The 13618-nt window shown below is 62.5% G+C and carries 9 protein-coding genes, 2 tRNA genes and 1 pseudogene; 2 read left to right on the top strand and 10 right to left on the bottom strand.

Annotated features, from left to right (window positions below):
- The first annotated feature begins 25 nt into the window (after positions 1–25).
- Positions 26–814 (top strand): PspA/IM30 family protein, encoded by a 789-nt coding sequence (locus ACSVHC_RS17740; protein WP_437770865.1) that lies wholly within the window; start codon positions 26–28, stop codon positions 812–814.
- Between the two features lie 58 nt (positions 815–872).
- Here the strand turns inward: ACSVHC_RS17740 and ACSVHC_RS17735 are convergent, their stop codons facing one another.
- The 7 genes from ACSVHC_RS17735 to ACSVHC_RS17705 form a co-directional block, all read right to left on the bottom strand.
- Positions 873–2009, bottom strand: a complete 1137-nt coding sequence (locus tag ACSVHC_RS17735) for an acyl-CoA dehydrogenase family protein (protein WP_437770866.1) — start codon at positions 2007–2009, stop codon at positions 873–875.
- 65 nt (positions 2010–2074) lie between these two features.
- On the bottom strand, positions 2075–3007 hold the full coding sequence (locus ACSVHC_RS17730) for a cytochrome b/b6 domain-containing protein (protein ID WP_437774067.1): 933 nt from the start codon (positions 3005–3007) through the stop codon (positions 2075–2077).
- 90 nt (positions 3008–3097) lie between these two features.
- Complete coding sequence (locus ACSVHC_RS17725) at positions 3098–4069, bottom strand: electron transfer flavoprotein subunit alpha/FixB family protein (RefSeq protein WP_437770867.1); 972 nt, start codon at positions 4067–4069, stop codon at positions 3098–3100.
- A 12-nt stretch (positions 4070–4081) separates the two neighbouring features.
- Positions 4082–4849, bottom strand: a complete 768-nt coding sequence (locus ACSVHC_RS17720) for an electron transfer flavoprotein subunit beta/FixA family protein (protein ID WP_437770868.1) — start codon at positions 4847–4849, stop codon at positions 4082–4084.
- 184 nt (positions 4850–5033) lie between these two features.
- Entirely contained in the window at positions 5034–5405 is a 372-nt protein-coding gene (locus ACSVHC_RS17715) for a VOC family protein (RefSeq protein ID WP_437770869.1), read from the bottom strand.
- Between the two features lie 80 nt (positions 5406–5485).
- Positions 5486–5773, bottom strand: coding sequence for a hypothetical protein (locus ACSVHC_RS17710; RefSeq protein ID WP_437770870.1), 288 nt, complete (start codon positions 5771–5773; stop codon positions 5486–5488).
- Between the two features lie 666 nt (positions 5774–6439).
- Positions 6440–6516 (bottom strand) — tRNA-Met (locus ACSVHC_RS17705).
- 872 nt (positions 6517–7388) lie between these two features.
- Here ACSVHC_RS17705 and ACSVHC_RS17700 point away from each other — a divergent pair.
- A pseudogene (locus tag ACSVHC_RS17700) lies at positions 7389–8700 on the top strand (ISL3 family transposase).
- 242 nt (positions 8701–8942) lie between these two features.
- Here ACSVHC_RS17700 and ACSVHC_RS17695 read toward each other — a convergent pair.
- From ACSVHC_RS17695 to ACSVHC_RS17685, 3 genes are all read right to left on the bottom strand, one after another.
- Positions 8943–9019: transfer RNA gene (locus ACSVHC_RS17695), tRNA-Met, on the bottom strand.
- 187 nt (positions 9020–9206) lie between these two features.
- Entirely contained in the window at positions 9207–12203 is a 2997-nt protein-coding gene (locus ACSVHC_RS17690; protein ID WP_437770872.1) for a UPF0182 family membrane protein, read from the bottom strand.
- Between the two features lie 133 nt (positions 12204–12336).
- Positions 12337–13365, bottom strand: a complete 1029-nt coding sequence (locus ACSVHC_RS17685) for a YlbL family protein (RefSeq protein ID WP_437774068.1) — start codon at positions 13363–13365, stop codon at positions 12337–12339.
- Positions 13366–13618 lie beyond the last annotated feature (253 nt).

Raw genomic sequence — 13618 nt, 5'->3', positions numbered from 1 at the left:
ACTGAGCAGGACGAAAGGCAACACCATGGTTAAGCAGTCCATTTTCGGGCGGATCGCACAGCTCGCCAAGGCGAATATCAATGCCTTGCTTGACCAGGCTGAGGACCCGCAGAAGATGCTGGACCAGATGGTCCGCGACTACTCGAACAACATCGCCGAGGCCGAGTCCGCGGTGGCGCAGACCATCGGCAACCTCCGCATGCTGCAGGCCGACTACAACGAGGACATCAAGAACGCCCAGGACTGGGGCAACAAGGCCCTCGCAGCCTCGCGTAAGGCGGACGAGTACCGCGCGGCCGGCAACGCCGCCGACGCCGTGAAGTTCGACAACCTTGCCAAGGTGGCCATCCAGCGCCAGATGTCGGCCGAGAACGAGGCCAAGGCCGCCGAGCCCAACATCTCGTCCCAGTCGGAGGTCGTGGACAAGCTCAAGAGCGGTCTCGACCAGATGAAGGGCAAGCTCAACGAGCTCACCAGCAAGCGCAATGAACTGATTGCCCGCTCCAAGACGGTTGCTGCCCAGACCCAGGTACACGACGCCCTCAAGAGCATCGACATCATGGACCCCACCAGCGAGGTGGGCCGCTTCGAAGAGAAGATCCGCCGCGAAGAGGCCAAAGTCCTGGGCCAGCAGGAACTTGCGGCCTCCAGCCTGGACGCACAGTTCAACCAGCTTGAGGACCTCGGAGAGCAGACGGAAATCGAGGCCCGCCTGGCGGCGTTGAAGTCGGGCGGTTCGAAGGCTGCGATCGGAGCCGGCGCCACCGCTCCGGCAGATGACACAGTGGACGAAGCCGACTTCGACAAGCTCTAGTCCCACCAAACGAAGCGCCGGACCTCGCGGGGTCCGGCCCTTCGTGCTTGCTGCGTGCTTATGCCCCTACAGCGAGCCGTCCAACGATGAGTCTCATGATTTCGTTGCTGCCTTCCAGGATCTGGTGGACGCGCAGGTCCCTGGCAATCTTCTCGAGGCCGTATTCCGACAGGTATCCGTAACCGCCGTGCAGTTGGATGGCCTTGTTTGCGACATTGAACCCGGCGTCCGTGGCGACGCGCTTCGCCATTGCGCACAACCTCACGGTGTCCGGGGCGCCGCGGTCCAAGGCGTCTGCGGCACGGAGGATCAAGGTCCTGGCGGTTTCGAGTTCAGTATCCATGTCGGCGATGTCAAACAGCAGGGACTGCTGGTTGATGAGCGGGCCACCGAAAGCCGAGCGTGACTTGAGGTAGGCGATGGACTTCTCCAGGGCCGCCTGGCCGCCTCCCAGGGAACAAGCGCCCATATTGACCCGGCCTCCGTTGAGGCCCTTCATCGCGATGCCGAATCCGCTGCCTTCCTCGCCAAGCCGGTTCGCTACCGGAACCCGCACGTCCTCGAAGATGACCTGACGGGTGGGCTGGGCATTCCATCCCATTTTCTTTTCATTCGGGCCGAAGGACAGGCCCGGCGCGTCCGAGGGCACAACGATCGCGGTGATGCCCTGGCTCCCCGTGTCGGCAGTCCGTGCCATGACCACATAGACGCTGGAAACTCCTGCGCCCGAAATGAACTGTTTGGTGCCGTTAAGAACGTAACTGTCGCCGTCGAGCACTGCTTTGGTGCTCAGGGCAGCGGCGTCCGAGCCTGCTCCAGGCTCCGTGAGGCAATAGCTGCCCAGTGCTTCCATGGACGCAAGCTGCGGCACCCATTGGGCCCGCTGCTCATCGTTGCCGAAAGCATCGATCATCCACACCACCATGTTGTGGATCGAGATATAGGCCGCGATGGTGGGGTCCGCCTTGGAAAGCTCCTCAAAGATCAGCGCAGCATCCGTGCGGGAAAGCCCCGAGCCGCCGAACTCTTCCCGGACATAGATGCCTCCCATGCCGAGGGTGCCCGCTTCGCGCAGGACATCCACAGGGAAATGCTTGGTCTCGTCCCATTCCGCGGCGTGCGGCGCAATGGCCGTTGTGGCGAAGTCGCGCACCATCTCCACCACCGCTTGCTGGTCCTCTGTGAGCTCAAACATTGGCACTCCTTTGCAGTTCTTCCCAGTTCTCCGGGTTGTCCGGTATTTCTGGCTATTCGGTGCGTTTACTTGCTGACTTTGCCCATCAGCGAAGCGACAGGGCGAAGGAACAGCGGCCTCGCGAGGAACCACGCGCCCACAATCACCAGGAGGGATACGGCGAAAATGCCGAAACCAACCCAGTTGATATCGTCGCTGCCGCCATACATGTGGTTCAGGTTGCGCAGCGCCCCGGTGGCAAGGACCAGGGTGACATGCACGATGGTGAAGAGCACGAAGTACACCATCACCGGGAAATGCACCGCCCGGGCCAGTTCGATGGGATAGATCTTGTTCACCGTGCCGGCCTTCTTCGGCCATGCAGAGGACGTCCGTAGGCCGGTGATGATGGCAAGCGGGGCGGCGATGAATACCGTGACGAAGTAGGTCAGCAATTGAAGGGCGTTGTAGTTCACCCAGCCGTCCTCAGTGGGCCAGTTCAACGATGCGTACTGTAGGGCGGCGGAGAGGGCGTTCGGGAATACATCCCAGCTGGTGGGGATGATCCGCATCCATTGCCCGGTGGCAAAGATCACGATGATGAAGACGATGCCGTTCAACACCCATAGGGCATCCAGGGTCAGGTGGAACCACAGGTCCAGGCTGATCTTGGTTGGCGCGTTCCTGGTCCGGATGAATCCTTTGTTGTTTCGGGTCCATTGGGCCGGAGGCCTCTTGGCTGTGCGGACCTGCCAACCGGATCGAACGATGAGCACCATGAAGAAGACGTTCAGGAAGTGCTGCCATCCGAGCCATGCGGGGAAACCCACAGGAGCGTTCGCCGGGAGGCTGGACGCGCCTGGGAACTCGTGCAAGAACGACTGCACACCCGACAGGCCCGTCAACCATTTGGCAAACAAGACGATGAGCAAAAGTACGAGCAGCACGCCTGGAACCACCCAGAGGGGTTGGGACCATTTGCTTTTGGCTGCTGTCGACTTTTTGGCGGGGGTGGACATCTTCTCAGGCACCTCTCGGAAGAACTTTGCAATCAGGGACGCATCAAGCTAACAGGCTTTGGACCGAAGCGGCCAACGCCTGTTACGCCGTCAGTTTGAACGGGCCTTGACGGCCTCGATGAGTTTCGGAACGACCGTGAAAATATCGCCCACGATTCCGAAGTCGGCCACCTCGAAAATGGGCGCGTCCTCGTCTTTGTTGATGGCCACAATGGTCTTGGCGGTCTGCATGCCTGCGCGGTGCTGGATGGCTCCGGAGATTCCCAATGCGATGTACAGCTGCGGGGACACGCTCACACCGGTTTGGCCCACCTGGGCCGTCTGGGCGATGTACCCGGCGTCGACGGCTGCGCGTGACGCACCGATCGCCGCGCCCAAGGTGTCGGCGAGTTGTTCCACCAGCACGAAGTTCTCGGACGAGCCCAAACCCCGTCCCCCGGAAACCACCGTCGACGCAGTCCGAAGCTCGGGCCGGGCCGAGACGGCGGCATCGTCGTTGAACCGGTCAATGATGGCGGCGCCTTCTGTTCCGGCATCGAGGGACACCGTCTGCAGGTCTGCCGTGGCTGCCGGAGCCTGGCCTTCGATCGCCCCCTGCCGGATGGTGAGGATGGGCAGCCCGCCTTCCACCACGGACTCGACGGTGTAGGCCCCGCCAAACACCGAATGCTGTGCAACAACGGTTCCGTTGTCGCTGCGCACCTGCACGACGTCGGCGAGCACGCTCCCGCCGACCCGCACCGCAAGCCGGGCGGCAGCTTCGCGGCCGTCCACCGAATTCGCGGTGAGGACGGCAGCCGGTCCGTAGGCATCGACGGCCCCGCTCAGGGCATCCACGGCGGGTGCCACCAGAACAGTGCCGGCGGCAGCTGTAACAGCCGAGTAGATCCTGGCCGCGCCGAGTCCACCCAGGCGCGCAACGTCGTCGTCCGCCAGCGGTGCCGAGGACACGACGACGGCGACTGGCGAGCCCAGCGTGGCTGCGGCAGCCAGCAGCCCGCGGGCGGATGCGGCAATCCCGCCGCGGTGGGAAATTTCAATGAGCACCAAGACGTTCGACATTTCTTTTCCTCCTCAGACCAGGCGGTTCGCAACGAGGAACTCGGCGAGCTCGTCGGCCGCGGTCCCGTCATCGATGAGTTTTCGTCCGGCCGCACGCGGCGGCCGCTCAACGGTGGAGACCACTACGGTGCGGCTGGCGCCCGTCGGGACGCCAAGCTCGGCGGCGGACAACGTGGTGACGGGTTTGCGCTTCGCCGTCAAGATGCCCTTGAAGTTGGGAAACCGGGCCTCCGGGAAACGCTCGGTCACAGTGATGATGGCGGGCAGTCCGGCACGGACATTGAGGGTTCCGTCCTCGCCCTGGCGAACGCCGCTCACGCCGTCGTCGGCGATTTCCGCGGAGATCAATGAACCCAACAGTGGCAACTGGAGATGTTCGGCAACCATGGCGGGCACGACGCCGGCGCGGCCATCCGTCGATTCGTTGCCGGCCATCACCACGTCGAACCCGGTAGACCTCAGTGCAGCCGCGAGCGTTGCGGCCGTTCGCCCGGTGTCGGCGCCCGCCAGGGAATCATCCACAATGTGAACCCCTGAATCGGCGCCCATAGAGAGGGCCTTGCGCAAGGACTGGGTGGCGTCATCAGGACCCATGGTCATTGCCACTACTTCGGTGCCTTTGTTGGCATCCTTGATGCGCAACGCGGCTTCGAGGGCGCGCTCGTTGATTTCATCGACCACGGAGTCGGCAGCCTCCCGGTCGAGCTGGCCCGTTGCCAGGTCGAGCTTCCGTTCCTCGGCCGTATCCGGCACTTGTTTGACGAGCACGACGATCTTCATTCAACAGCTCCCTCGATGCAAATGGCTGACGCTTGGAATCGAGAATACTAGGAACTCCTAGTATTTACCATGGAGCGAAGGAAGGAATGATTGGAACTCCTATCGATTCTGCCTGGATTTTTCGCGCCGGGCATGGGGATTCGGTCCGGCGGCAGCTTGCAGGCCTTCTTTCGAAGCGATCGATCTAGCCCTGGCGAAGGCCGAGGGTGTTCCCGTCGGGATCACGGAACCATGCGCCACGGGCGGGGCCGAGCTGGGCAATGTGCCCTGTTGTGGCAAGGGGACCCTCTGTGTAGTCGAGGAACTCCACGCCCTTGGCGGCCAAGTCGCCGACGACAGCCTCGATGTCGTCCACTTCGAAGTGGGCAAGGGTGTGCTCTGTAGCGGTAGGCGGACGCTTGAAGACTGAGATCTCGCTGACGGATCCGCAACGGTACCGGACGCCGACCGGAGTTTCCCAGAGGAAGGTCAACCCCAGGATGCCGCCGTAGAATTCCTTCGCGCGCTCCAGATCCGTGACCGGAATTGTCGCCACGACCATCGTTGCACTGATCATCTAGGACCTCCTCAGGGCGGCCCGTTCCGTCGGGATGAACGGGCCGTTCGGCCCAGTGTCTTCCTCCAGGAGCTGGACTGTCAACGAGGATCGGGAGCTTCAGCGTTGCTGCGCCGCACGGCCATCACCACGCTGACAAGTACCGACATCGCTATGACCACGACGATTCCGGCGAAGTTGGGCTTGAATTCCAAGACCAGTGCCCCGTTTTCGGTTCCGGCGGTCGCGGTGAAAAGACCCGGCAGGGTCGCCGGGGAGTCTGTCGAAATGGCGATCACGCTCGTTGCCACGCACAGAATGAACGCCAGAGCCAATCCACCGACCACGCCGTCCAGGGCAGCGCCAACTATTCTCGACGTCTTTTTCATTGGGGTCCCTCCTCGAGCCGGCCAACGCGCGCTGCGGGGGAAATCCAGTGATGAAGCTTTGTCCCCCCGCCCAAGAAACTAGCCCGATATTTCGCCTCTCAGGGGTCGAAGTGGTCAAAATCCGTACAGATTTGCCAAAAATCAGTGTGTTTTTGGGCAATCTCAGTGTGGATCTCGGCGCTTCTACGTGTGGAAAAACGATTCAGCCGGATCGGCCCGCATAGCCGACCAAGACCGCGTCCAGGACGTCATTGGGGCAGTGGGAGCGGATGTCTCCACTGCGCCTACTTCACGATCGACAAGGCTGCAAATAGCGGATCAAACGAAGCCACCGTCGGATTCTGCTGGATCATTCTCTTTGCCAACGTTGCCGGTCTCGTGATTCCGCGGGCCCGGAATTTGTCTATTCGAATGATTGAGCAGAATCCGACATCCCAGCGGAGGCGATCCCGGGACGGACATGACCAAGCCCAGGGCCGAGCGCTACAGCAAAAGCTGGGCGACACGCCAAATCCACGTCGACACCCGTAGTCAGGTGTCGATAGGGATCTAGCGCATCCCCGGGTAATTTGCGCGTCGACAGGTCGCCCATAACCCTCGACAAGGGGGGGTTATAGGGGGTTAAACGAAAGAGTCCGCCCAGACGGGCGGACTCTTTCGTTTATTTGGTTGCGGGGACAGGATTTGAACCTGTGACCTCTGGGTTATGAGCCCAGCGAGCTACCGAACTGCTCCACCCCGCGTCGCAGAATCAACTCTACCGCACATTCAGGGGCGCCCCTGACCATTCAGGTGTGCGCTGCGGCACGATGGGGAACTCAGGATCCAAAGGGAGCCTTCGGGCCGGCGCAACAGCACCTCAGAGGCGGGCCTGTTCTCGCCGGGACCCGGCGCCGTCCTGAACTTCTTTGATTTGGGAAAGCGCTTGCGACACGGCGAGTCGCGTTATTTTGGGTGTCGAGACGGCTCAAAGAAGGTCAGGGCGGAGCGAACACGGCCGCACCGGGCACACGTCTAACCCTTGCCCGCTCCCCCACCCGCAAATCGGTGGCAAAATCGAGTAGGTGGGTCGGGTTTCCTGACCCACCTCTCACACCACCGTACGTGCGGGCCTCGCATACGGAGGTTCGCTAGGCCGTTTGAAAGCGATCCCCTGCAGGGCGTAAGTGGATGAGGCCTTGACCTTCCCAGTACTCAGTTGGGCGGGCCCTGTGGAGGATGGGTGATTTCGCGATCCGCCAGCAGGCTCGACTGCTGTTGCCCCATTGATAGGCCAGATCCGGCCTGGTCCCAAGGCTCAAGGCAGTTCTGGTTCGAGCGCTGCGTGTAGCCATCGCGCGGGGATGCCAGCACTGGCGACCTCTTCACGGGGCTGCTTGAAGCGAATCAGGCAGTAACTACAATGGCACACGATGCCGGAATCGCTCCGGCAAACGTCGCCAAACTTGCCTAGGCGCACGACACCCACCTCATCGGCTAATCCGCGAGGACGCGTGCCGTAAAGCGGCTCATCGCATTTGAGGGTGTAGCAGGGGTGGGCGCGTCGGTGGCCGGATAGAGGTCGAGGTCTTCCGATGATGGAAGTTCCTACACTGCCCATCCGGAAGACCTCGACGTGTCCCACGCTACCTTCCTGCCTCCTGACCTGACTACGTTCTGCCGGCTCGATGAGCTTGGGCTCGAAGCTGCCGGGCAGCGTCTCGCCCCTGGCCGGGCGGTGTTGGAATGCCGTGCCGTTGATCCGGACGACTGGTGCCGTTCGTGTGGGGGCCAGGGCATCGCCCGCGGCACGGTCACACGGCCGCTCGCGCACGAACCATTGGGATGGCGGCCGACGACGCTGCTGGTGCGGGTCCGCCGCTACAAGTGCACCGGGTGCGGTCGGGTGTGGCGGCAGGACATCTCCAAAGCCGCGCAGCCGAGGGCGAAGATCTCCCGTCGCGGGCTGCGCTGGGTGCTGGAGGGCATCGTGTGCCAGCACCTCACCGTCGCCCGCGTCGCGGAAGGCCTGGGCGTGTCCTGGCATACGGCGAACAGCGCGATCCTTGCCGAGGGCAAGCGGGTGTTGATCGAGGACCCGGCCCGGTTCAACGGGGTGGCCGTGATCGGCGTCGATGAGCATGTCTGGCGGCACACCCGGCGCGGGGACAAGTACGTCACCGTGATTATCGACCTCACCCCGGTCCGTGACAGGACCGGGCCGGCACGGTTGCTGGACATGGTCGAGGGCCGCTCGAAACAGGTCTTCAAGGCCTGGCTTGCCGAGCGGCCGAAAGCGTGGCGGGACGGGATCGAGGTCGTTGCGATGGACGGGTTCACCGGGTTCAAGACCGCAGCCGCCGAGGAGCTCCCGGACGCGGTCGAGGTCATGGACCCGTTTCATGTCGTCCGGCTTGCCGGCGATGCCCTGGACAGGTGCCGCCAGCGTGTCCAGCAGCAGACCATTGGTCACCGTGGACGGTCCGGGGATCCGCTCTACGCCGCCCGCCCGGACCCTGCACACCGGGCACGATCTGCTCACCGAGAAGCAGAAGGACAGGTTGGAGGCCCTGTTCGCCGCGGACAACCATGCCGAAGTCGAAGCGACCTGGGGCATCTACCAGCGCGTCATCGCCGCGTACCGCGAACCTGACGGCACCCGAGGCAAAGAGCTCATGCAAGCACTGATCGGCGCGATCAGTGCCGGCGTTCCCGCTGCGCTGACCGAGGTCATTACGCTGGGCCGGACGCTGAAACGCCGCGCAGGGGACGTGCTCGCGTACTTCGACCGGCCCGGCACCAGCAACGGCCCCACGGAAGCACTCAATGGCAGGCTCGAACACCTCCGCGGCTCCGCCCTCGGCTTCCGGAACCTTGCCAACTACATCGCCCGATCACTCCTCGAGACCGGCGGATTCAGACCCCGGCTACACCCTCAAATGCGATGAGCCGTTAAACGAAGGCACCGTCGGATTCTGCTGGATCATTCTCTTCGCCTAAGTTGCCGGTCCCGGGATTCCGCGGGCCCGCAATTTGTCCGTTCGAATCCGACATCCGAGCGAAGACGACCCCGGGCCGGACATGACGCGCCCGGGATTTACACACGTTTTGTCCTATAACCCCGACAAGGCCGCAAAATAGGGGGTTAAACGAAAGAGTCCGCCCTGACGGGCGGACTCTTTCGTTTATTTGGTTGCGGGGACAGGATTTGAACCTGTGACCTCTGGGTTATGAGCCCAGCGAGCTACCGAACTGCTCCACCCCGCGTCGCAAGAACTACTTTACCTGCAGGTGAATGTCAGGCCAAATCGAAACGACGTGACCTCCGTCTCCCCTGCCCCGCGGCCACCCATTCGGGCCGCCAGATCAAAAGGAAGACCGGGCCAGCCCTGGTCAGGGCTGGCCCGGTCGTGCAAAACCCCCAGCTAAGCCGGAATCGGCCAGCCAGAGTCAGCTATTTGCTTGGCGAAGGCGACGGCGAGGCTGACGGGCTCGCCGAGGGGCTGGCACTTGCCGACGGAGCCGGGGTGACACCAAGCCGGGACTCGGCGTCGAGCGCTTTCTGTATTGCCGCGGACAGGAGGCTCTGCTGGGCACCGTACCCCGCGAAGTCGCCCTTGGCCAGCGCAGCCTGGCCATCCTGGATGGCCTTGTTGGCCTGGTCCAGCGCAGCCTTCAGCTGGGCCTGTGCATCTGCAGAGGCCGGTGGCGTAGTAGTCCCCGGCGGAGTGGGGGTCTGGCCGTTATTTGCCGAGTCTCCCGCCGAGGCCCCCGAGTCGCCCCCGAAGAGGATCTTCAACGCACCATCAAGCGTGGGCGCAAAGCCCACCTTGTCGCCAAAGGCCACGAGCACGCGCTGAAGCGTCGGATAAGACGTCTCACCAGTCGACTTCAGATAGACCGGTTGGACATAGAGCAGGCCTCCGCCCACCGGCAAGGTCAAAAGGTTGCCATTGAGCACATCGGATGCTCCCTGCCTGAGCAGGTTGAGTTCCCGCGACACTTCAGGATCGGAGTTGAACTTGTTCTGGGCCTGGCCGGGTCCTGGAACCTGGGTATCCGTTGGCAATTGGAGTAATCGCAACTGGCCGTACGTGTCCGCCTTCACCCCCTTCTGGCTACCGGCGTCGGAATCGGCTGCGAGGAACCCGTACAGGATGTTCCGGGCAGCGCCGTTGACCACCTGTGGAATGAAGGAAGACGTCAGCTGGAAGGCCGGCTTGGTCTGGTCGGGCATCTGCAGGGACATGTAGAACGGAGGCTGCCGGACGGGATCCGTGACCGTAGGGTCGTTCGGAACGCTCCACGCGTCGTTGTTCTGGTAGAAGTTGTCCGCATTGGTCACGTGGTAACGCCCAAGCAACTCACGCTGGACCTTGAACAGGTCCTCCGGGTAGCGGACGTGGCTCATGAGCTGTCCCGACATCTCCGAGTACGGCTTGACCGTGGTCGGGAAAATCTTCTCCCACGCCTTGAGGATGGGGTCCTGGTCATCCCAGGCGTACAGCGTGACCGAGCCGTCATAGGCGTCAACAGTGGCCTTGACCGAGTTCCTGATGTAGTTGACCGCGCTGTTCGGCAGGGCCGCCGTGCGCCCGGAGGTCGTTTGCGAATCGGCCGTAGCGTTTCCCAGTTGCTGCTGCTGGGAGTAGGGGAAGTACTGGCTGGTGGTGTAACCGTCCACGATCCACTTCACCCGGCCGTCTACCACTGCGGGATAGGCGCTTCCGTCCACCGTCAGGTAGGGAGCAACCTTTTGCACCCGCTCACGCGGAGTGCGGTCGTAAAGGATCTGGGACTTCTCGTTGACGCCGTCGGACAGAAGCAGGTCCGAGGACTGGAACTTGATCGAGTACAAGAGGCGGTTGAACCAGTTGCCCACGTTGGGGCCGCCGTTGCCGGTAAAGGTGTACTGCGTTTCGGTGGAAGTGTCCTTGCCGGCGGGACGGTCCTGCTCGCGGTGCGCGGCGCCGTCCGGGGCGCCGACCACCGAGTAGTCCGGTGAATCTTCACCGAAGTAGATGCGGGGTTGGTAGCTCGCATCGCTGCCAAGGGTACCCATGGATGGAATTCCGGACAGCAGGAAGTCCGGCTTGCCATCAACCGTGAAGGTATTGCCCTTGGCGGCCACGACGCCGTAACCGTGGGTGTAGACGATATGCCGGTTGACCCAGGTCTGCTGGCTGGCGTTCAGGCCGTCCTGGTTCAACTCACGGACAGCGATCACGGTGTCCTGGGTCTTGCCGTTCACTGTGTAACGGTCGACGTTCAGAGCCTTGGGGAACTGGTAATACGGACGGTACTGCTCCAGTTGGGAGAACGCCGAGGAAACCAGGTTCGGGTCCAGCAGCCGGATGTTGGCGGCAGTCTGCGCATCCTTGGCAAGCGCCCCGGTCTTGGCGTCCGTGGTGGCGTTGTAGGGAGAAACCTTGATCTTGTCCAAACCGTAGGCGGACCGGGTCATGGCAATGTTGCGGTCAATGTACTTGTTTTCCAGCGTCTGCTCCGAGGGGCGGACTTGGAACTGCTGAATGACCCAGGGATAGACACCGCCCGCAAGGATGGACGTGATGATCAGCATGGCCGTGCCGATCACGGGCAAGCGCCAACGGCCAATCACGGCGGCCACAATGAAGAGGATGGCCACCAGACCTGCGGCAACGGCCAGGATGGTCTTCGTCGGGATCACGGCGTTGACGTCCGTGTAGAGGGCACCTGCCCAGTGGCCCCCGTTGTTCTGGACGGTGCTGTAGACGTCAAGCCAGAAGTTGGCACCGAGCAGCAGCAGGAAAACGGCCCCGGTCACGGCCAAGTGGATTTGGGCGGCACGGCTGGTGAAGATGCCGCGTTCCATGAGCCGGATGCTGCCATAGAGGTAGTGGGTGAGGATTCCCGCGATTCCGGCAATCACCACAACGCTCATGAGGAAACCCGTGACAAAGCCAAGGAACGGCAAAGTCATGAGATAGAAGCTGATGTCCAGGCCAAACTGGGGATCGGTCTGGCCGAAGGGTACCTGGTTGAAGAACAAAAGCACCGATTGCCACTGGCTCGCGGCCGCGCTGCCTGCAAAGAGGCCGAACAGCACGGGGATGCCGATCATGACCACGCGTCGCACGGGTTCGAGTTGGGCCTGGTACCGGTTCAGATTGTCCCTGACCTCGGAGTCCGGAGCGTAAACGGGCCGTGCGTGGTACGCGACGCGGATTGCATAGAAGACCGGCACGAACATCAGGACGAAGCCCGCGAGGAAGATCAGGATCCGGGCCAGGTTCTCCCTGAAATACACTTCGAAGAAGCCCAACTGCTGATACCAGAGGACGTCTGTCCACACATTGGCGAAGAAAATGAATCCCACCACGGCGACGGCGACGATGATCAGAGTTGGAGTGAGTGCACCCCGTCTCCGCTGCGGTCTTCCGGGCGGGCTGGTGCTGGCTGGACGGGACAAACTCGATACCTCATCGCTGGTCGTCAGTAAACGGTCATCAGTGCGTGTGTTCGTCGGCCCCGGTGCCGGGTGCTAATGGCGGAGGCCGTCATTAGTGCCACGAGTGGCAGTGGAGCTAAGTTCCATCATCAGTCTAGTTGTTGGAGCATGTCGGGAGGCGGGACACATTCTGGCCCGAGGCGAGTCGCTCGACAGCTGATTTTGCGTCCGCCAGAGTGTCCACTTTGACTACCTGCAGCCCGTCCGGAACGTGCCCCACGACCTCGTCGCAATTGGCGGCAGGCGCGAGGAAAAGCGTGGCGCCGCCGTTGCGGGCTCCGCGCATTTTCTGGGCGATTCCACCAATGGGTCCCACGGTGCCGTCCGGCGAAATGGTGCCGGTGCCGGCCACATGCTTGCCCCCCGTGAGGTCGCCGGGGGTGATGCTGTCGATGATGCCCAGCGCGAACATCATGCCGGCGCTCGGTCCGCCCACCTGATCCAGGGAGATCTTGACGTCGAACGGGAAGGTGAACTTGTACTGAAGCAGTACGCCCAGGATGTACTTGCCGTTCGAGCCCTTGCCCGGAGTGATGCTCACCGTCACAGGCTTGCCATTCCGATCGACGACGACGGCGGCGGGCGCGCCCGCGCCGTCGGCCAGTGCGGTTTGGACGACGTTCAGGGACGTGACCGCCTTGCCGTTGATCGACGTGAAGACATCCCCTGTTTGGAGCTTTCCTGCCGAGGCCGAGCCATCGGACAACCCTGCGACTGCAAGTTTCTGCCCGTACGGAATGTTCTCTTCCCTGAGTGCCGAGGCAACTGCGTTCTCTTGGGAGGTAGTCATGGCGAGCGCGCTTTCCTGTTCGGATTGCTGCTTGGTGACGCCCTTGGGATAGAGAAGTTCTTCGGGGTATACGGCCTTGGAACCATCCAGCCATGCTTGGAAGGCCTCGAAAATGTTGACGGGTCCGTTGGGGCCGCCGTTGATGTAGACGGTGGTCAGGTCCAGATTTCCTTTGGCAGGATAGGTCGCGTGCCCGGAGATACTAATGACCGGCTTGTCGTGGTCCGTGCCCAAGGTGTTGAACGTCGGTCCGGGAGATTCCACGACATATGGAACAGGGAGGACAGCCGCGGCGATTCCCAACACAATGGTCAGTGCGCCGGAGACGAGCATCGCGACGTACCGGCCGTCACGGCGCCGTGCCGGTTGGGGTGCATTGGGCGGTTCCTCCCCCGGGTCCTGGCTTGGCTCCTGCGTTTGTGCAGGCTCCGGCTCCGGGGAATGGCCTTGCGACGTCGGGATGTCCGGCGAGTTGGAGGGGTCGAGAGGCTGTCCGGGTTCCCCGGCAGCTCCGGGGCTCGGCAAACTAGTCAATGGAAGACCTCTCCGCGCCGGGAACCGCGTGCCCGGCACTACCGTTTCGACC

This window comes from Arthrobacter sp. KNU-44 (assembly GCF_051843155.1).
Lineage (GTDB): Bacteria > Actinomycetota > Actinomycetes > Actinomycetales > Micrococcaceae > Arthrobacter.
Note: the sequence above shows the minus strand (reverse complement) of the source record. Positions and strands in the feature narration are given on the sequence as shown.

Bases quoted from the DNA above. Each gene is read 5' to 3' on its own strand.
- ACSVHC_RS17715 (WP_437770869.1), bottom strand. From the start codon at position 5,405: ATGATCAGTGCAACGATGGTCGTGGCGACAATTCCGGTCACGGATCTG.
- ACSVHC_RS17710 (WP_437770870.1), bottom strand. From the start codon at position 5,773: ATGAAAAAGACGTCGAGAATAGTTGGCGCTGCCCTGGACGGCGTGGTC.
- ACSVHC_RS17720 (WP_437770868.1), bottom strand. From the start codon at position 4,849: ATGAAGATCGTCGTGCTCGTCAAACAAGTGCCGGATACGGCCGAGGAA.
- ACSVHC_RS17725 (WP_437770867.1), bottom strand. From the start codon at position 4,069: ATGTCGAACGTCTTGGTGCTCATTGAAATTTCCCACCGCGGCGGGATT.
- ACSVHC_RS17685 (WP_437774068.1), bottom strand. From the start codon at position 13,365: ATGCTCGTCTCCGGCGCACTGACCATTGTGTTGGGAATCGCCGCGGCT.
- ACSVHC_RS17740 (WP_437770865.1), top strand. From the start codon at position 26: ATGGTTAAGCAGTCCATTTTCGGGCGGATCGCACAGCTCGCCAAGGCG.
- ACSVHC_RS17735 (WP_437770866.1), bottom strand. From the start codon at position 2,009: ATGTTTGAGCTCACAGAGGACCAGCAAGCGGTGGTGGAGATGGTGCGC.
- ACSVHC_RS17730 (WP_437774067.1), bottom strand. From the start codon at position 3,007: ATGTCCACCCCCGCCAAAAAGTCGACAGCAGCCAAAAGCAAATGGTCC.